This window comes from Lysinibacillus sp. NPDC096212 (assembly GCF_044763105.1).
In the GTDB taxonomy this organism is placed as follows: domain Bacteria; phylum Bacillota; class Bacilli; order Bacillales_A; family Planococcaceae; genus Lysinibacillus.
The window spans coordinates 1-18,651 of record NZ_JBIWFQ010000052.1 but is presented as its reverse complement, the minus strand read 5'-3'; the positions used below and the strand labels follow the sequence as shown (position 1 = coordinate 18,651).

Here is an 18,651-nt window from a genome sequence, read left to right as displayed (position 1 = left end):
TTATTCCGCTCCGACATCTTTTTTCTCATTATAAACAAAAGTACCCTATAGGATAGACTTTTTTCAAAGTGTCTATCTTATAGGGTACAGTTTAATAGAAGAGTGACTTTATTATTTACATAAAGATAATAATAGCTAGTACAGCAGCAAGTACTATACGATAAATAGCAAATGGCATTAATTTCACTTTTGAAATAAGTGCTAAGAAGAATTTAATTGATAGTAATGCAAAGATAAATGAGCTAATGAAGCCTACTGCATAGAATCCAAAATAATCCATAGATAGCGTATCCCAGTTTTTCAGTACAGATACTAAACTAGCACCCGCCATAATAGGTACTGCCATAATGAAAGTAAAATCTGCCGCCACGCGGTGACTCATGCCAAATAGTACACCACCAGATATCGTTGCCCCTGAACGGGAGAATCCTGGCCAAAGTGATAAACATTGTACTAACCCTACTTTAAAAGCTAAACCATAAGAAATTTTATCTAGAGAATCCACTTTCGGTCTTTTCGGTGCTAATTTATCGGCAGCAATCATTAAAAGTGCTCCAGCTACTAATGCATAAATAACATGCTCTACTTTAAATAAATGATCATCGATAAAATCTTTGAACGCAAAACCTAATATAACTGCTGGCAACATACCCACAATCACATGTAGTAAGTTGAAGTGACCTTTCACTGATTTCGATTGGCCATCAATTTTATAAAGTCCAACTAAATTTAACATTCGTTTCCACATAACAACGACTACCGCTAAAATGGAGCCTAGCTGTACAACGATTTTAAATGTATTGGCAGGATACTTCCCTAAAAACTCCTCTGTCTTTAGCCACATATCGTCCACAATAATCATATGTCCTGTCGACGAAACTGGCGCAAACTCCGTCATTCCCTCGACAAAGCCTAAAATAAGCGCCTTTAATAATTCAATGATATCCACGTTTTCACCTTACCTTTTGTTAATTAAATACCAACATATTATAAAATACACTTTTTCATATACTATGACTATAGCATTCAGTTATGAGTAGACTGAGGGACATGGGCAACTTACCAACTAACGAAAATTTATATCTACAACCCATAATTCGGAACGGCTGCCTATTCGCATTGGGGGACCCCAAAAGCCAAAACCTGATGAAACAAGTGTATGCATTTTTTCCTTCATTTTATAACCATAGTCGAGCTCAAATACACGAGCCGTTATATACTGATTAGGCCATAGTTGACCTTTATGTGTATGCCCTGACATATGGAAGTCTACGCCCATTTTGGCAGGCGTATTTAAATCATTTGGGGTATGATTCATAACAAACCAAGGCAAGTCATCTGCTGTCTTCAATGCATCAAGTTGCTTTCTATCCTTGTTTGTAATATCCTCTTGCCCCGTTAATACTATCACATTATCGATTCTAATAGTTTCATCACACAAAACTTTTACATTAGCGTTTTCCATCTCTTTAATAAATTCTGGGATTTTCTTGCCATAGTATTCGTGATTGCCTAATACACCGTACACTCCATATGTAGATGTTAATTGCTTCATCACATCTGCCATTCCATCTTTAACAAACCATTTAGGATCATCATCCACAATATCCCCAGCTAAAAAGACGATGTCCGGCTGTGCTTCATTCGATAAAGTAACGAAGCGCTGTAAATGTCTTTTATTTGAAAGAACCCCTAAATGAAAATCTGATGCAACTACAACTCTCATCGAATCTAGCTCACTACTCTTTTTATCCATCGTTATTTCTAAATGACGGACAACAGGCGAATATGCTAAATAAGTGCCTACAATACTTAGTACAAAAAACATAACAATTGCTATACTTCCAATGATTTGTACACTTTTAAAGGGGCTTAGCCAAATAATCAAGTGTGCTAACAAGCAAAGCAATAATCCGTATTCAAAAATAAACATCCAGTAATTATGGATTATTGAAAAGACCCGTAAGGATTCATGCAATCTACTGATAACAATACTAAACGCAATGATATACAGTACTAACCAATATAAAATTGGAAATCGAAACCACCCTATTGCCACAAGCCATTGTCTCAATCCCCATCCTAAGTAAAAAGTTAAGGCACTATATATACTTATTAAAAGAATTCCACCGATTACTTTTGGCATTTCAGTTCCCTACTTTCATATAGTCTTAGTTGATTATAGCATTATACTTAACACTCTCTGATAGAAAGTAAGTGCAAAAGGACAAGCAATCAGCTCATGATATTAAGTGTATATATCCCTTGTAATTTAATTGTATGATTTACATGACAATCTAATTAGGAAAATGACAATATCGTAACCTGGGCAAATGATTAGACCTCTTTTGGTTTACAGATGAGACCTTTGAGCGCTCATCGGACGCCTCAAGAAAGCGCCTATGAAATCAAATTATGTTATGAAAGACCCCTCCTTACAATTCATTATAATTATAAGATTATGTAAAAAATCTATGAATAATATACTTTAATTTTTCTGAATCTTTCGGTAACATTATAATTGCAAGAAAAAATTTACACATGTACGGGAGAAAAAAGGGGTGTTGTTCATATGGCAAAATATAAATTCGAATCAACAGAGCATGAGTTATTTCGTAAAACCTTACGTAAGTTTTTAGCAGAAGAAGCTGAGCCACACTATCCACAATGGGAGAAAGATCATCTTATTCCACTTGAGTTTTGGCGTAAGCTCGGAGAAATGGGCTATCTATGCCCTCAAGTAGAAGAACAATACGGCGGCCTCGGACTAGATTTTAGTTTTGGCGTTATTATTCAAGAAGAGCTTGAGCGTGTAGGTTCGAGCCTTATTGGCGTTGGTCTACATAACGATATTGTTGTTCCTTATATTGAGGCATACGGCTCAAATGAGCAAAAATCACGCTGGCTACCGAAATGTGTTACAGGCGAAAATATTACAGCAATTGCTATGACGGAGCCAGGCACAGGTTCAGATTTGGCAAACATCCAAACTACTGCTATTCGTGATGGCGATCACTATATCGTCAACGGACAAAAAACATTTATTACAAATGGTATTCATACAAATTTAGCGGTTGTTGCCGTAAAAACAAATCCTCAGGCTGAAAAAAAGCATCGTGGCATTAGCCTCCTTGTCATTGAAGACGGGACACCAGGCTTCACAAAAGGTCGCAAACTCGAAAAAGTTGGTATGCACGCGCAGGACACAGCAGAGCTATATTTTGAAGATTGTCGCGTTCCTATAGAAAATCTCCTTGGTGAAGAAGGTAAAGGCTTTATCTATATGATGGAAAAACTGCAGCAAGAGCGTTTAGCAGTAGCCATCGCCGCACAAGCCGCTGCTGAAGACATGCTATCTTTAACAATTGATTATGTGAAATCACGCGAAGCTTTTGGAAAGTCAATTAGTGACTTCCAAAACACGCAATTTAAAATAGCTGAAATGGCGACAAAAATTGAACTCGGCAAATCATTTTTAGAATCTTTAATAGAGGAACATATCGCAGGAAACGATGTTGTGACAAAAGTTTCGATGGCAAAATACTGGATAACGGAAAATGCACGTGAGCTTGCTGTCCAGTGCATGCAGTTACATGGTGGCTACGGTTATATGGAGGAATACAAGATTGCTAGAAGATATCGAGATATTCCTGTCATGTCCATTTATGCAGGTACCAATGAAGTCATGAAAGTGATTATAGCCAAGAATTTAGGTTTATAACTAAGTATTAAATAAAGTATAGCTCTTCGGCAAAACGAGGGGTTGAAGTGACGGATTGATGAGCCGAAACGACGGATGAAAAAGCTTAAGCGACGGATTGAAGTGCTGAAACGACGGATTGAAACCTAAGCGACGGATGAAAAAGCCTAAGCGACGGAATAAAGGGCCGAAACGACGGATGAAATTGCCTAAGTGACGGATTGATGGGCCGAAATGACGGATGAAACCTAAACGACGGAATAAAGGGCCGAAACGACGGATGAAATTGCCTAAGCGACGGATTGATGAGCCGAAATGACGGATTGAAACCTAAGCGACGGAATAAAGGGCCGAAACGACGGATGAAATTGCCTAAGCGACGGATTGATGGGCCGAAATGACGGATGAAACCTAAGCGACGGATTGATGGGCCGAAACGACGGATGAAATTGCCTAAGCGACGGATTGATGGGCCGAAACGACGGATGAAATTGCCTAAGCGACGGATTGATGGGCCGATATGACGGATTGAAACCTAAGCGACGGAATAAAGGGCCGAAATGACGGATGAACCGGCAAAGTCGTGGATAGAACGGCCGAAATCGCGGATAGAACCGGCCAAATCGTGGATAGAACTGCTAAGTCGCAGATAGAACGGCCAAAGTTGTTTTTCAAAGTAAAAGAACAGCGGCAAAATGTTTGCCGCTGTTCATTGTCTATGCTGTTGGAATTCGAACGATTACTTTAAATAAATCTCCGTCTACCTCTATACTCATACGAGCACCATGCAAATCTACAATGGATTGTGCAATGGCTAAGCCTAGACCTGAGCCCTCTGTATGGCGTGAAGCATCCGCTCGCTTAAAGCGTTCAAATAACTCATCGGCATTCTCGCTAATTTCATATTTTGCAACATTCTTCACTGTGAATTCTGCATCGCCCTCAGCAGTACGCTTCAATGTTACATAGACACGTGTGCCTTCTAATGCATATTTCAATACGTTAACGATTAAATTATCGATCAGTCTCCACCATTTTTGTCCGTCCACATACGCGTAGATTGGCTCATTTGGTTTTGTCAGGCGTAAATCTAAATGGGCCTGTGCTAAATCTTCCTCATGCTCCCCTACCGCTTGTTGTATAAGCTGGGTTAAATCAACTCGAGTGCGATGAAGCTCCATATTACCACTCGCCATTTTAGACACTTCAAAAAGATCCTCAATCAATAATTTTAGACGTTCTGATTTTTTATCAAGGATATGAATGTATTGCTTACGCTCTTCCTCAGTAATATCAGGATTTTTCAGTAAATCTGTATACGTAATAATAGATGTTAACGGCGTGCGTAAATCGTGACTAACATTCGTAATAAGCTCTGTTTTTAAACGCTCACTTTTTGCCTGCTCATGCATAGATGTGCGTACGCCTTCTCTTAAATGATTAAGATTTTCTGCATGCCCCGCGAGTGGTGATTTGCCCATTACCTTGACATCGCGATTTAAACGCCCTTCTGCCATGTCTTTTGTGTCCTTCATAATTCGATTTAAATAGCCCATTCTAGAAAGGAAGAGAATCATAGCTGGAATACCGATTATTACGCAGATGCCCAATACTAGAACGGTGAATCCGCTGCCTCTTAGCATTGAAGCAACAAGGCTTCCACCACCGAAAAATGCTGCCCCAATCATCACAATAGAATGTGATGCAATGGAACGATTTATAAATAAATCCGTGATTGATTCGCCAAGTGACCATAAATAGCTAGCTTTTAAGTTCTCCTTTAATTTCTGTGCTGTATTCACTCGATCATACAACCAAATAAGCTGTACAAAGAACAGCATTGCAATAATGATTAAGACACCTATTTTAAACAGCAAACTAATTAAGTAATGTACATAGTTAGATTGATAAGAAACAAACTCAATCGATTCAAAAGCAATTTGAGATGCTATCAAATATATGAATGCGCTTATTAATAATAATCCAATTGTGTAATCAATTTTCATCTTTGCAAGAGCTTCTTTTTCCTTTAAACCTCGTACCATTTGCAGTACTTCTTTACGCCCTTTCCATGCAAAAATAGCTGCCACAATACTCGTTAACCATATAAAGTAGAACATGTATTGATTGCGTGTAAAATGGTCATATCCTTCCAAGATGTCGACTGCTTGTGCCGATTTTTTTGAGATGGTTATAATACCAGTGTAATCAGAAGTTTCCCTCAAATCCTCTATATCCACGTAGGTATCAGTTCGGTAAACAAATTGGTTTAAATTATTACTTATATTCCAAGTAGTTAATGGGTGTTGTCCGTTATACTTAATTTTGAACGCACTACTATCCGAAACATCACCTGAACGATATGTTTTGCCTGTTTCAGTGTTCGTTAATTCATAAGACCAATAATTATTATTTTTCACAAAACTCTTTGCTTCTTCTTTTGCTGCCTTTATATATTGATCAACAAGCTCTTCCTTTTGAGCCAGAATTTTTTTACGGACATGCTCATCATCCTCGAAATTAGTCGTAATATCTTTAATTGTTGCATCTCGCTCTTTCTCAAGCTTTGTTTTTAATTCCGTTGCATTTACATTAGCAGCTTCTTGAATACGTCCTTCATATTGAGCTTTAATATTATCTATCTGTTCTCCTAATGATCCATAGTAATTACGATGTTCCTCAATTTGGCTTTGCGTAACCACGATTTTACTTTTTAAATCTTCAGCCGTCGGTAAATTTATTACTAATGGTCCTAATTCTGACTGAAAATTATCTAGTTTACCCTGGAAATTTTCAGATTGAAAATACGACTTCCCAATATATTGGTACCCGATATTAGAGAACGTAAATATACCGAATATTACCCAGATTAAACAAATAAGAGCGAGAAGAGGTTTCCAATTTTTCAACATACTTTTAACTCCTCTCTAAAAAATTCTCTCAAGCAATTGTAGCATCCCCGAAGAGCGTGCAGTTACTATTTGATAGGCATACACACCGAAATAAATTAGTCCAATAACCCCTGCTACAAACCCTGCGATTGTAACATACTGCTCTATTTTATTTTTCCATTTTATAGCCAACGCCCCACACCACCTTTAAATAGCGTGGATTTTTCGGATCTGCTTCGATTTTTTCACGTATTTTTCGAATGTGTACAGCCACAATATTTTCTGCATTGTAAGCTTCCTCATTCCACACACGCTCATAAATCTCTCTTATCGAAAATACACGCCCTGCATTTTTCATTAATAATTCCGTAATCTTATATTCGATTGGTGTTAATCGAACAGGCTCGCCTTCTAAAATGACTTCCTTTGCATCTTCATCTAATACAAGTCCGTCGATTTCTACCTTTGCTGCTCCCTCATTGTACGTCCCAAGTTGTACATAACGTCGTAGCTGAGATTTTACTCGAGCCAACAGCTCTAACGGATGAAAAGGCTTTGTGACGTAATCATCAGCGCCTACAGACAAACCATGAATTTTGTCGCCATCCTCCGCCTTTGCACTAAGCATAATAATTGGAATATTGCGCTCTTCTCTAATTTTAAACGTCGCTGTAATTCCATCCATATTTGGCATCATAATATCTAAAATAATTAAATGTACGTCATTGTTTTCTAATTTTTCGAGTGCCTCTAAGCCGTCAGCAGCTTTAATGACATTGTAACCTTCATTCTTTAAATAGATCTCAATACCATCACGAATATCTTGATCATCGTCTGTTACAAGAACTGTTAGTTTCGTCATGATATACACCTCGCTCTCAATTAATAGTGTACCTTTTAAATCTTAAAAACCAGTTATTATAAAAATGAAGAATTTCTTAAGGTTTTAATTCTTTCAGGGGTTTCCAAACATCCGCTGAAAGAAGTTAAAGCCCCACTCCAATCAACTTATATACAGGGCATATGTTTCAACATATATTTACAAAGGAAAGACCAGTAGAAAGGGCTAGTCCAATTCCCCCATACGGACAGCCCCTTCCTCATTAACAAATTGCCATTACAGTTGCTATTCGCCACACCTTTATCGGCTGTTATTTCCATAGTACTCATTCTAAAGCATCACAAAAGACAGGAGAGCTACCAATCGTTACAGCGGTTCCAATAACTACACCTGTAAGACGAATTGATGAGAAAAAAAGACCTTGAATAACACAATGCTAGCAGCAGCTAAAATTGTCAATTCCCATGACCATTTCAGAAAGTTTATTTTACTTGGCAAAATGGTATTAGCTAATCTTCATTATTGTCCCTCGACCGTCACTACTCATTAACATTAATAATACAGATTTATCCAAAATCAAACAATTACCATTTTCCTTTTTCTTTCATTTATTAACCCATAGTAGGCTTTCTATTAAAGGGAGGTTATAATAAAAACAATAAAAGGAGCGAAATTTATGTATAAAACAATTGAAGAAACAGCCATCGAACTTGGTATGCCAGAAGATCAAGTACTTCGCCTAGTTTACGAGGGCCGTATTCGTTCAGTATACGACGGGGACCAAATACTGATTAATAGTGGGCAGTTCAGCACTTATTTTGAGCAGTTAGATCGTATTAAAGAGGAAATAGAGATTTGGCGGAATACACCTATTCCAGAGGATATTGATGTTAAAGATGAGGATTAAAAAATGCCTATCATTCAAACAATTAGAACATTGTTGAATGATAGGCATCTATTATATTGTTACGACAAATCCAGCTCGTTTACCGATAATTTCCGCATAATCCTCAACCATTACACTAGCTGTTGGATACATACCTGCCCCTGGTCCAATTAGCGTTAATGTGCCAATATAATTTGTGTCCAATGCCACAGCATTATTGACGTCATCAACTGGATAAAGTGGATGTTCTTTATCAACTAATTGTGGCCCAACCTTCGCGACCACTTTACCATCTGCTAGCTTCTCAACCTCAGCTACATGGCGATAACGCAAGCCTTTTTCACACGCTTCTTTTACTTGCTCTGCCGAAATGCTATCAATTCCGACTACTTCGACGTCAGACCAGTCTGGTTGTTCACCAAATGCCAAAGCACTTAAAATCATTAATTTTTTGAAGGCGTCCTGTCCTGAGATATCATTAAATGGATCTGCCTCCGCATAACCTAAATTTTGCGCCTCTTTTAATGCAGTTTCGAACGACCAGCCCTGTGAACGCATTTTCGTTAAAATATAGTTGGATGTCCCATTTAAAACACCCTGAATACGACTAACCTCATTGACAAGCAAAATGTTTTTCATCGTTTTAATAACTGGTACACCGCCAGCGGTCGTTGCTTCAAATCCTACAAAAACACCATTCGCTTTTGCAAGATCCTGTAACTCCAAGCCTCGTTTTGCAAACATTACTTTGTTAGCTGTGATGACATGACATTTATGTTCAACAGCGCGCTTTAAATAAGTAAAAGCTGGCTCCTCATTGACGATTGCCTCAAAAACAACCTGCATACCTGGTTCTGCTAAGACTTCATCCATACTAGTTGTCATTAAATGCGCGGTACCTGGTACACGTTCACGGCTAGTGTCTGTAACTAAAATTTTTGCTACTTCTAGCTCAATTCCTAATTTATTTTTAAGCTCTTCACGCTTTTCGTTTAATATATGGTAAATTCCTTGACCTACCGTTCCAAATCCTAATATAGCTGCCTTTATAGTTGCCATTCCTATTCCCTCCAACTTACATTCCGCAGTTTCATTATATTTATTTCGTCTCAGCTTAATTCTTACAGATTTTGAATTGTGTGCCGACTATACAAAGCAGGTCAGTTTGCCGTGTTTCTAACACTTCGTCTTCAAACAGATATTTAGTCATGGCGTTTCACTTTCGCTACAAAAAACATTCTGAATGAAGATACACTGTGAAACAAACAAATTCAAATAATTCAAAAATCAACTTAAAGAAAATTGTAACGTAAATACATACATTGCACAAGAAAAATCTTTCTAGGATGGACATTTGTTTCCTGTAGACGTGCAAAGGAAATCGTTTTCATCCCTTTTATTATATGATTTTTCACTTAAATCTATAATGATTGAACAAATATTGACGTTTCTTTACCAATTATGCCTCGGCATAATTGCGTCCGGAATCGGCTTTGTGCTTAGGCCTGCGTGATGCAGGTCAGTTAGCCGTTATCGCATGGATGCGATGATTTTAGGCTAACATCCTATGTGAGCTCTTTCCGATTCCGTGACATCCGCCGGAGGCTTTGGGCCAACTTGATGTCGTTGCCACAGGACGTGGCGTTCTTAGACTGAGTTCCTCTATTTCAGTGGATGTTTACTGAAAGAAGAAAATAAATGCCTTTCTTCTATTATATATATGTATGTAAAGACATTCATAAAAATTGTTCTTTTGAAATATATTAATAAAATTTTTTCTGTATATCTTCATCATCTAATTTAAAAAGCTCATTCCCTGTAGCAGCAGAGAATGAGCCAAATATATGAGGGATAATTAACTAGCTTTGGCTAGCAATTTATAACGATATTGTGTTAAAGCTTGTTGCACCAGTCTTATTTCCTCCTGCGTAAAATTTGGTATTGCATACGTACGTTCAACTAATTGGAATGTGCCGTATTTTAAATAATACTCTGTCGCAGGTAGAGGAATATGATTTGCTCCATAGCTTTCATAAGCTTCGAAAACTTCTTTTACTGTATAGCCTTCCTCTTTGACATAAACCATTTCCTTAAAAGCAGAATGTCCAAAGATCTCTTGCCATTTACGCTCAACTGACACAAGTATGTTTTGAATGGACATGTTGTTCACAAACACATGACCTTCATTTAATTCATAAATAAGATAAGATGCAATGTTTTGCGCACTATACACATTTCCCATTTAAAACACTCCTTTATCATCAGTTTTGTAGATAAGAGTAGCTACTGGCTGAGTAACTACTCCTCTTCATATATTCAAAAGTGGGGGAGCACTTATGAAACTAAATTAGTTTGAGCATTAATTGAAAACACTTTACCGATCAACAAGTCGGCGCTTTAAATTGGTTCTAGGTTGGTAGCCCTTCGAACACTTTTCTTATTTCCTAGTATAAAACAAGGATTTAACCAAGTCAACAATACTTATAAAATTACTAGGTATTAATTTTAAACCATTTCATTACTCTCACCAAATGAGGGGAGCGGATGATGTAGCAACGTTTGACGCATTACCAAATGAGGCCTATCGAATGAGAAAATACGTAAACGCTACAACATTAGCCAATGTATTTTATTTATTAAGCTTCTACTTCTTGTTGTGAAGCTGTTACTTGTTCAATAGCTTGTTCTAAATCTGCAATGATGTCCTCTACTGCCTCTAAACCGATTGATAAGCGAATGAGCGACTCGGTTACGCCAGTTTGGATTAGCTCTTCAGCAGATAGTTGCTGATGTGTAGTAGATGCTGGATGAATAATTAATGATTTAGCATCCCCTACATTTGCTACGTGTGAGAATAATTTCACACTATCGATTAATTTACGCCCTGCTTCACGTCCACCTTTAATGCCAAATGTAAGCACAGAACCGAAGCCATTTCTTAAATATTTTTTAGCTAAATTATGGGTAGGGAAATCTTCTAAGCCGTTGTAATTTACATATTCCACAGATGGGTGGTTTCGTAAATATTCAGCTACTGCTAATGCATTTTCATTGTGTTTAGGAATACGCAAATGAAGCGTTTCTAAACCTTGTAATAAATTAAATGCCGCATCAGCACTTAATGTTGGTCCAAAGTCACGTAGCAGTTGCACACGCAGTTTTGTGGCGAATGCTGCATCTGCTGTGTCAATACCATAACGCAAACCGTGATAAGAAGCATCTGGCTCAGTAAAGCCTGGGAAACGTCCACGAGTCCAATCGAACTTCCCTGCATCTACTACAACGCCACCTAAAGTTGTTCCATGACCACCAATCCATTTCGTTGCAGAATGAACAACGATATCTGCACCGTAGTCAATTGGTGTAGAGCCATATGGTGAAGCAAATGTGCTATCAATAATTAATGGCAAGCCGTTTTCATGTGCTATATTTGCTACTGCTTCAATATCTAGTACCTTTAAACTTGGGTTACCGTAAACTTCAGCGAACACGGCCTTTGTTTTATCAGTAATAGCAGCTTTGAAATTTTCTGGATTTGTTTCATCTACAAAAATCGTTTTAATACCGTAGTTTGGTAGTGTGTTAGCGAATAAATTATAAGTACCTCCGTATAAAGAGCTACCTGCAACAATTTCATCGCCTGCCCCTGCAAGATTTAAAATGGAAAACGCGATTGCTGCTGCACCAGATGAAAGTGCTACTGCTGCTGTACCGCCTTCTAATAAAGCGACGCGTTTTTCAAAAACATCTACAGTTGGGTTTGTAATACGAGTGTAAATATTACCAGCTTCCTCTAAGGCAAAAAGACGTTGCGCATGAGCAGTGTCTTTAAAAACGAAAGCCGTTGAGCGATATACGGGTACTGTACGAGATCCTGTTACCGGGTCTGGCTCTTGGCCACCGTGTAACAGCAATGTTTCTGGTTTAAATTTTGTCATTGTATACCTCCAAATGGTTATTTTTTTACGATGGTACCGGAGATGAGGAGGATTTTTTCAGTAGAAAACAAAAACCCTCTTCAGCTAAGAAGAGGGTTGCGGTTGCAAGTTTTCCTCCCCTTATCTGCCAGATCCAAGTAAGAATCTGTAGGAATTAGCACCTTAGCAAGTTCGTCACTTACTGGTTGCCGGGCATCATAGGGCCTATCCCTCCGCCGCTCTTGATAAGAGTATGAGATTCAATTTCCATCGTTGTTACAAAGTATAAACATAGACTTTTTCTCTGTCAATACTAAAATTTTATTTTTTCCGAAACTTCTGTCTGCTTCTTTACGTAATCCAAACACATACACTATTTTAGATATTTATTGTTTTGGTCACCAAAGCATGGACTGATTTCCGTTTCGGCTGGGCGTTTCCTAGGGGCTTCGGGCTAACACAATGTTAGAACTTTTGTGATGAACCCATTATTTGGAAAGGAGAATTTTTATGATAAAAGCCGTTATTATTTTTCTTCTTGTTGGTTATTTGATTGGCTGTATTCACGGCTCTAAAGTTGCTCAGTTTTTATCAGGGGTAGATTTAAAAATGGCCGGTCATGGCAATGCAGGTGCCTCTAATGCAACACTTTCCCTTGGCTGGAAATACGGCATATTAGTTGCACTGATCGATATCGGTAAAGGCGTTGCAGCTATAATCGGTGCACATGTTTATTTAGCAGATATAACACAATTAACAGAAGTACAAGTTTGGCTCTTCATCTATATCGTAGCTTCCGGTGTCATTCTAGGTCATAATTTCCCATTTTATATGGGCTTCAATGGCGGTAAAGGAACTGCTTCAATCATAGGAATATTACTTGCGATTGATTGGAAAATTGGCTTGTTTGCACTCATTTTATTTGTTATTTTATCTTTCGTGACGAACTATTTAATTGTCGGTGTACTTGAATTTTATCTCGTTTTTTGTACAGCCACTTATTTATGGATTCCTGGAGTTGGCCCAACGATTTTAGCCCTATTACTTTTTGGTATAGCCATCATTTTGCATATCGAAAATATTAAGCGATTGATGCTAGGAACTGAGCCTAAAGTAACTTCAGCATTCAAAAAGAAAAAATAAAATCTTTTGGATATTTTTGTCTTTTCTTTGACCGTATATTTTCTCGCAACTGCCCATTATCGCTATAAATAGAGGGTATTTCACATACTAGTTTTTTTACAATAATTAGACAAATTAACTTTCTTAATAAAGCATTTTACTAGCCGATGTGAAAATTACAGTCATGTTTAAGAAAGGATGAAAAGTATGTCTACTTCTGAACAAGCAAAACCGAAACGTAATTTGAAACCACTCTGGATTGGATTAGCCTTCGCTTCATTAATCATCATTACTTTTTTACCTAACAACGGCGATTTACCTGTAGCCGGACAACGAGCTTTGGCTATTTTAGCTTTCGCGGTCATCCTATGGGTTACAGAAGCAGTATCCTATCCCGTTAGCTCTGCCATGATTATTGCTCTCGTTACAATCTTACTAGGGCTAGCTCCGTCAATGGAAGATCCAACGAGAGCGTTAGGAACATCGGATGCATTAAAGTTAGCATTAAGCGGATTTAGTAATTCTGCAGTTGCACTAGTAGCCGCAGCTCTTTTCCTAGCGGCAGCCATGCAAATTACGAATTTACATAAACGTCTTGCGCTTTGGATACTTTCACTAGTTGGAACAAAAACGAAAGCCATTGTATTCGGTGCTATTTTAGTATCTATTGCACTCGCATTCTTTGTCCCTTCTGCTACTGCACGTGCAGGCGCAGTTGTACCAATACTACTCGGAATGGTAGCAGCATTTGGTTTACCACGTGATAGTCGACTTGCTGCTTTACTAGTCATTACTTCTGTACAAGCTGTTTCCATTTGGAACATCGGTATTAAAACGGCAGCAGCTCAAAATATGGTCGCTTTAAATTTCATCAAAGAACAATTCGATGTAGATATTTCTTGGGGTGCTTGGTTACTTTACGCTGCCCCCTTCTCAATCATCATGTCAGTGGCTCTATTTTTCATTATGATTACACTAATTAAACCTGAAACAAGTAATATTGAAGGTGGTAAAGAAGTAATCAAAAAACAGCTTGCGGAACTTGGTCCATTAAAAGCTCCCGAAATTCGATTAATCATCACATCGGTAGTTTTACTATTTTTCTGGGCAGCAGAGGGTAAACTCCACCCATTCGATACGACAACCGTCACAATCGTTGCAATCGCCATTTTATTAATGCCAAAAATCGGAGTCTATTCGTGGAAGCAAGTTGAGCCTCATATTCCTTGGGGAACAATTATCGTCTTTGCAGTAGGAATTATGCTAGGAACAGTCTTGCTTAATACTAAAGGTGCATCGTGGTTATCTGATAAGGTATTCGGTTCACTCGGTTTAGATTCTATGCCAATTCTTGCAACAATTGCGCTTGTCACTTTATTTAATATTCTTATTCATTTAGGCTTTGCGAGTGCAACAAGCTTAGCATCTGCACTTATACCAGTATTTATTGTTTTAGCCTCAACATTAACGGCTAATGTCGATCAGGTTGGTTTCGTTATCGTGCAACAATTCGTTATTAGCTTTGGCTTCCTCTTACCTATTAGTGCACCGCAAAATATGCTTGCCTATGGTACAGGAGCCTTTACAACAAAGGATTTCTTAAAATCTGGTATTCCATTAACGATTATTGGATACATCCTAGTTCTTCTATTCTCCGCAACATATTGGAAATGGATTGGCTTATTGTAAAAAGCAGCTAGGGTTTTCTTTGGACACCTGAACACTTAAGGGGGTTACCCGATCACTTACCGGGCTTACCTGATCACTTCACGGGGTTACCCGATCACTTACCGGGCTTACCCGATCACTTCGCGGGGCTACCTAAGCTTTCGGGACAACATTAATAACAATCAAAAGCCTTGAAGGAACAGGTCAACTGTCCTTCAAGGCTTTTATTACTTTATTATTTCAATAAAGCAGGGTTCTTCATCGTACCATTTTTTGCGTAATTCACATGCCAGGAAAGCGCTTTTTCTAGTTCGTGTGGCGTATGGTGCCCACCTGTTGCTTCATTGGCATCGTTAAAATACTTCCATAATTGCTCACGATATTCCGGGTGTGCACAGTGATCGATAATGAGCCCAACCCGTTCTTTTGGAGCCAGCCCACGTAAGTCTGCTACTCCCTGCTCTGTTACGATAACGTCTACATCATGCTCTGTATGGTCTACATGCGATACCATTGGAACGATACTAGAAATATTTCCGCCTTTCGCGTAAGATTTTGTGACGAAAATACCTAATCGTGCATTACGTGCAAAGTCTCCAGAGCCACCGATTCCATTCATCATTTTCGTGCCAGAAACATGCGTAGAATTCACATTCCCATAAATATCTACTTCGAGTGCTGTATTAACAGAAATTAACCCGAGTCGGCGAATAATTTCTGGTTGGTTTGAGATTTCTTGCGGACGTAATACTAGCTTATCTGCATACTTTTCAAAATCACCATAAACTCGGTTTCCTACTTCTTCGGAAAGGGTAATAGAAGTAGCAGATGCGAAGTTTACTTTTCCTGCATCAATTAATTCGAATACTGCATCTTGCAGTACTTCTGAATATACTTCTAAGTTCTCAAACTCAGAATCTCTAAAACCTAATAAAACGGCGTTTGCAACTGAGCCTACACCGGATTGAATTGGTCTTAAGCTTGTTGTTAAACGACCTACTTTAATTTCTTCTCGTAGGAAATTTAATAAATGATTGGCCATAATATCTGTTTCTTCATCTGCAGGAACAATCGTTGATGGCGCATCTAAAATATCTGAAATCACTATGCCCTTTACTTTATCTAAATCTAGTGGTATGCCAATTGCGCCAAGCCGATCGGATACATTTTGTAATGGAATTGGATCACGTTTTCCCTGTGGACCTGGTACAAAAATATCATGGACACCCTCTAATGCATCAAGCTGAGCTACGTTCAACTCAATGATTATTTGGTCTGCTTCTTGCACAAAAATCGGAGAGTTACCAACTGAAGTTGTAGGAATTAGTAAGCCGTCTTCTGTAATAGCAGCTGCTTCAATAATCGCAAAATCAATAGGACCAATAATGCCTTGACGTACTAACTCCGCATTATGTGAAAGATGAGCATCAACAAATGCGATTTCACCACTGTTGATTTTGTTACGAATACCAGCATCCGCTTGGAAAGGTCCACGTTTACGAATAACGCCAGCTTCCGCTAAGTATTGGTCAACCTCTGGGCCAAGTGATGCACCTGTATACACATCTACCTGGAAGCTCTCTTTTTTAGCTTTCTCCACAAGTGCAAGAGGTACCACTTTAACATCACCAGCACGTGTAAACCCGCTCATTCCAAGTACCATACCATCTTTAATCCAAGATGCTGCTTCTTCTGCTGTTACAACCCTGCTCCGTAGCTGTTCATTACGAAGCTTTTTCGCCAACTTTTCTGCCATCCCTTATTCCTCCATCCGACTTTATTTTTATTCAACTAATTACTCGGTTTAATCCACTGGTATAGTCATCCAATTATTAGAAATCTAACCAAATAAACCGCCCATACATAATTTTAAACTATTTAGAATTTTTAATCTATAACTAATAAAATATTTTATTATACGAGAGATTTTATGCATTCGTAAATTATCTGAAAATAACTTCAACATCGAAAAAATTCGATTTTGAAGACGAAGCGTGATATGCTCTTGGTATATATAAAGGGAAAAAGGAGATTTTATAAATGGTTAAAGAACTATTACGGAACCACTCTTCGGTTCGTATTTATGATGGAAATCCGATTTCAAAAGAAATTATTGAAGAATTAATTGCTACTGCACAAATGGCTGCTACATCACATTTTGTACAAGCTTATAGTGTCATTTGGGTAACAGATGCCGAGAAAAAAGAAAAATTAGGATTGCTCTCTGGTAATCCTCGTCAATACGAAACTTCTGGCGGTGCCTTTGTCTTTTGTGTAGATTTCAAACGTCTTCAATCAGCAGGTAAATTAGAAGGTGTAGACATTGTAGCTGATTCGGCAGAAAACGTACTTGTTGGAGTAGCCGATGTATCATTATTCGCACAAAACTTTGTCGTTGCCGCAGAATCTATGGGATATGGAATTTGTTACATTGGAGGAGTGCGTAATAAGCTTGAAGAAATAAGCGAATTATTCAATCTACCTGATTATGTTTTCCCACTATTCGGCTTAACAATTGGAGTTCCTGCTCGTCGCAATGAAGTAAAACCTCGTTTACCTGTCGCAGCAGTATTACATGAAAATGAGTACAATGCAGAAAAATACGAGGAGCTTTTACCAGCTTACAACGACACAATGGAAGCATACTACAATTCTCGCTCATCCAATCGAAAAATTGATAACTGGACAAAGCAAATGGCTGATTTTTTAATTGAACAACGCCGTCCTCATATCAAAGATTTCTTAGCGAAAAAGGGTTTTAATTGGAAATAATTTCATCAGCAAGCTATGTGGAGTTACTATCTTATGATAATAACTCCACTTTTTTATGTTTTGTTTAATTGGATTGTACGATGAGCGGTTTCAAGTATCATTATCGGAAATTTTAAAAAGATGCTAAAATTAAATAAATAGAATAGGAGGAAAATAAATTGATTACATTAAAACCTATGAACCAAGAGGAGTTCAAACAATATATTAGTTATGCAATTGAAGACTACGCAAAAGACAAGATCGCTTCCGGAAATTGGACTGAAGATGAAGCGCTTGACTTGTCGAGGGAATCATTTGAACGACTACTACCACAAAATGAGAAGACCGAGAATAATCATTTATTCTCTATCTTTCACAACGATATCTTAGTTGGAATGATTTGGATTTCGCAAAAGGCGCCTACAAATCCTAATGAAGGTTTTATATATGATTTTGTGATTTTTGAACAATATCAAGGGCAGGGGTATGGCAAGAAAGCAATGAAAGAAGCTGAAATTATTGCTAAAGAGTTAGGTATGAATAAAATTGGTCTAAACGTTTTTGGTCATAATAAAATTGCACGTGGCTTATATGAAAAAATGGGTTATGAAATTACGAATATTACAATGGCTAAAATGATTTGATAATGCAACACCAAAGCCCAAGTACTAATTAATTTTGAGCCTGGGCTATATAATGTCGACACTTCTTCAACTAATAAGGTAGGGTTAACGTTTACTAAAAAATTGCAAACAAAAAAGTCGAGGAATAAATCCTCGACTTTTTCAGGTGCCTAGCGACGTCCTACTCTCACAGGGGGAAGCCCCCAACTACCATCGGCGCTAAAGAGCTTAACTTCCGTGTTCGGTATGGGA

General features: G+C 38.0%; 15 protein-coding genes, 1 rRNA gene and 1 riboswitch. Of the genes, 6 read left to right on the top strand and 10 right to left on the bottom strand.

What is annotated here, in order from left to right; genetic code table 11:
* Positions 1 to 115 precede the first annotated feature (115 nt).
* Both ACIQ7T_RS27335 and ACIQ7T_RS27330 read right to left on the bottom strand, forming a co-directional pair.
* The gene (locus tag ACIQ7T_RS27335; protein ID WP_370082414.1) at positions 116 to 949 is read right to left on the bottom strand and encodes an undecaprenyl-diphosphate phosphatase; all 834 of its coding nucleotides are present in this window, start codon (positions 947 to 949) and stop codon (positions 116 to 118) included.
* A 117-nt stretch (positions 950 to 1,066) separates the two neighbouring features.
* Positions 1,067 to 2,146 carry a metallophosphoesterase gene (locus tag ACIQ7T_RS27330; protein WP_402875154.1) on the bottom strand — a complete coding sequence of 360 codons (1,080 nt, stop codon included), beginning with the start codon at positions 2,144 to 2,146 and terminating at the stop codon, positions 1,067 to 1,069.
* A 426-nt stretch (positions 2,147 to 2,572) separates the two neighbouring features.
* On the opposite strand from ACIQ7T_RS27330, the gene ACIQ7T_RS27325 reads away from it, so the two are divergent.
* The gene (locus tag ACIQ7T_RS27325; protein ID WP_402875151.1) at positions 2,573 to 3,721 is read left to right on the top strand and encodes an acyl-CoA dehydrogenase family protein; all 1,149 of its coding nucleotides are present in this window, start codon (positions 2,573 to 2,575) and stop codon (positions 3,719 to 3,721) included.
* Between the two features lie 695 nt (positions 3,722 to 4,416).
* Here the strand turns inward: ACIQ7T_RS27325 and ACIQ7T_RS27320 are convergent.
* From ACIQ7T_RS27320 to ACIQ7T_RS27310, 3 genes are read right to left on the bottom strand one after another with little or no spacing between them, the layout of a single operon-like run.
* Entirely contained in the window at positions 4,417 to 6,612 is a 2,196-nt protein-coding gene (locus ACIQ7T_RS27320; RefSeq protein ID WP_370082422.1) for a sensor histidine kinase, read from the bottom strand.
* Positions 6,613 to 6,627: 15 nt separating this feature from the next.
* On the bottom strand, positions 6,628 to 6,783 hold the full coding sequence (locus ACIQ7T_RS27315) for a hypothetical protein (protein ID WP_370082424.1): 156 nt from the start codon (positions 6,781 to 6,783) through the stop codon (positions 6,628 to 6,630).
* The gene (locus ACIQ7T_RS27310; protein WP_370082426.1) at positions 6,761 to 7,453 is read right to left on the bottom strand and encodes a response regulator transcription factor; all 693 of its coding nucleotides are present in this window, start codon (positions 7,451 to 7,453) and stop codon (positions 6,761 to 6,763) included. Before ACIQ7T_RS27310 ends, ACIQ7T_RS27315 begins: the two co-directional genes overlap by 23 nt.
* A gap of 655 nt (positions 7,454 to 8,108) precedes the next feature.
* Here ACIQ7T_RS27310 and ACIQ7T_RS27305 point away from each other — a divergent pair.
* Positions 8,109 to 8,339: a MerR family transcriptional regulator gene (locus ACIQ7T_RS27305; RefSeq protein ID WP_049667308.1), complete on the top strand. Its 231-nt coding sequence runs from the start codon at positions 8,109 to 8,111 to the stop codon at positions 8,337 to 8,339.
* A 51-nt stretch (positions 8,340 to 8,390) separates the two neighbouring features.
* Here ACIQ7T_RS27305 and ACIQ7T_RS27300 read toward each other — a convergent pair whose 3' ends face one another.
* The 3 genes from ACIQ7T_RS27300 to ACIQ7T_RS27290 form a co-directional block, all read right to left on the bottom strand.
* Positions 8,391 to 9,377: a homoserine dehydrogenase gene (locus ACIQ7T_RS27300; RefSeq protein WP_370082428.1), complete on the bottom strand. Its 987-nt coding sequence runs from the start codon at positions 9,375 to 9,377 to the stop codon at positions 8,391 to 8,393.
* A 796-nt stretch (positions 9,378 to 10,173) separates the two neighbouring features.
* Positions 10,174 to 10,560 (bottom strand): hypothetical protein, encoded by a 387-nt coding sequence (locus ACIQ7T_RS27295; protein WP_370082430.1) that lies wholly within the window; start codon positions 10,558 to 10,560, stop codon positions 10,174 to 10,176.
* Positions 10,561 to 10,954: 394 nt separating this feature from the next.
* A complete protein-coding gene (locus tag ACIQ7T_RS27290; protein ID WP_370082432.1) occupies positions 10,955 to 12,256 on the bottom strand; it encodes an O-acetylhomoserine aminocarboxypropyltransferase/cysteine synthase family protein in 1,302 nt (433 codons plus the stop codon).
* Positions 12,257 to 12,373: 117 nt separating this feature from the next.
* A riboswitch (SAM riboswitch) is annotated at positions 12,374 to 12,487 on the bottom strand.
* A gap of 258 nt (positions 12,488 to 12,745) precedes the next feature.
* Between ACIQ7T_RS27290 and ACIQ7T_RS27285 the strand changes: the two genes are divergently transcribed.
* Together ACIQ7T_RS27285 and ACIQ7T_RS27280 are read left to right on the top strand one after the other, a co-directional pair.
* On the top strand, positions 12,746 to 13,378 hold the full coding sequence (locus ACIQ7T_RS27285) for a glycerol-3-phosphate acyltransferase (protein ID WP_370082434.1): 633 nt from the start codon (positions 12,746 to 12,748) through the stop codon (positions 13,376 to 13,378).
* A 186-nt stretch (positions 13,379 to 13,564) separates the two neighbouring features.
* Positions 13,565 to 15,046, top strand: coding sequence for a DASS family sodium-coupled anion symporter (locus ACIQ7T_RS27280; RefSeq protein ID WP_402875145.1), 1,482 nt, complete (start codon positions 13,565 to 13,567; stop codon positions 15,044 to 15,046).
* A 214-nt stretch (positions 15,047 to 15,260) separates the two neighbouring features.
* Here ACIQ7T_RS27280 and scpC read toward each other — a convergent pair whose 3' ends face one another.
* On the bottom strand, positions 15,261 to 16,781 hold the full coding sequence (scpC, locus tag ACIQ7T_RS27275; protein WP_370082438.1) for a succinyl-CoA:acetate CoA-transferase ScpC: 1,521 nt from the start codon (positions 16,779 to 16,781) through the stop codon (positions 15,261 to 15,263).
* 284 nt (positions 16,782 to 17,065) lie between these two features.
* Between scpC and chrR the strand changes: the two genes are divergently transcribed.
* Positions 17,066 to 17,797 carry a class II chromate reductase ChrR gene (gene chrR, locus ACIQ7T_RS27270; protein ID WP_370082440.1) on the top strand — a complete coding sequence of 244 codons (732 nt, stop codon included), beginning with the start codon at positions 17,066 to 17,068 and terminating at the stop codon, positions 17,795 to 17,797.
* 158 nt (positions 17,798 to 17,955) lie between these two features.
* On the top strand, positions 17,956 to 18,420 hold the full coding sequence (locus tag ACIQ7T_RS27265; protein ID WP_370082442.1) for a GNAT family N-acetyltransferase: 465 nt from the start codon (positions 17,956 to 17,958) through the stop codon (positions 18,418 to 18,420).
* 147 nt (positions 18,421 to 18,567) lie between these two features.
* Here the strand turns inward: ACIQ7T_RS27265 and rrf are convergent.
* Positions 18,568 to 18,651, bottom strand: a 5S ribosomal RNA gene (gene rrf / locus ACIQ7T_RS27260); the annotation flags it as partial.

Excerpts from the sequence above, each read along its gene's own strand:
- chrR (WP_370082440.1), top strand. The coding sequence starts at position 17,066 with ATGGTTAAAGAACTATTACGGAACCACTCTTCGGTTCGTATTTATGAT.
- ACIQ7T_RS27325 (WP_402875151.1), top strand. The coding sequence starts at position 2,573 with ATGGCAAAATATAAATTCGAATCAACAGAGCATGAGTTATTTCGTAAA.
- ACIQ7T_RS27310 (WP_370082426.1), bottom strand. The coding sequence starts at position 7,453 with ATGACGAAACTAACAGTTCTTGTAACAGACGATGATCAAGATATTCGT.
- ACIQ7T_RS27320 (WP_370082422.1), bottom strand. The coding sequence starts at position 6,612 with ATGTTGAAAAATTGGAAACCTCTTCTCGCTCTTATTTGTTTAATCTGG.
- ACIQ7T_RS27305 (WP_049667308.1), top strand. The coding sequence starts at position 8,109 with ATGTATAAAACAATTGAAGAAACAGCCATCGAACTTGGTATGCCAGAA.
- ACIQ7T_RS27280 (WP_402875145.1), top strand. The coding sequence starts at position 13,565 with ATGTCTACTTCTGAACAAGCAAAACCGAAACGTAATTTGAAACCACTC.
- ACIQ7T_RS27285 (WP_370082434.1), top strand. The coding sequence starts at position 12,746 with ATGATAAAAGCCGTTATTATTTTTCTTCTTGTTGGTTATTTGATTGGC.
- ACIQ7T_RS27295 (WP_370082430.1), bottom strand. The coding sequence starts at position 10,560 with ATGGGAAATGTGTATAGTGCGCAAAACATTGCATCTTATCTTATTTAT.
- ACIQ7T_RS27330 (WP_402875154.1), bottom strand. The coding sequence starts at position 2,146 with ATGCCAAAAGTAATCGGTGGAATTCTTTTAATAAGTATATATAGTGCC.
- ACIQ7T_RS27290 (WP_370082432.1), bottom strand. The coding sequence starts at position 12,256 with ATGACAAAATTTAAACCAGAAACATTGCTGTTACACGGTGGCCAAGAG.
- ACIQ7T_RS27300 (WP_370082428.1), bottom strand. The coding sequence starts at position 9,377 with ATGGCAACTATAAAGGCAGCTATATTAGGATTTGGAACGGTAGGTCAA.
- scpC (WP_370082438.1), bottom strand. The coding sequence starts at position 16,781 with ATGGCAGAAAAGTTGGCGAAAAAGCTTCGTAATGAACAGCTACGGAGC.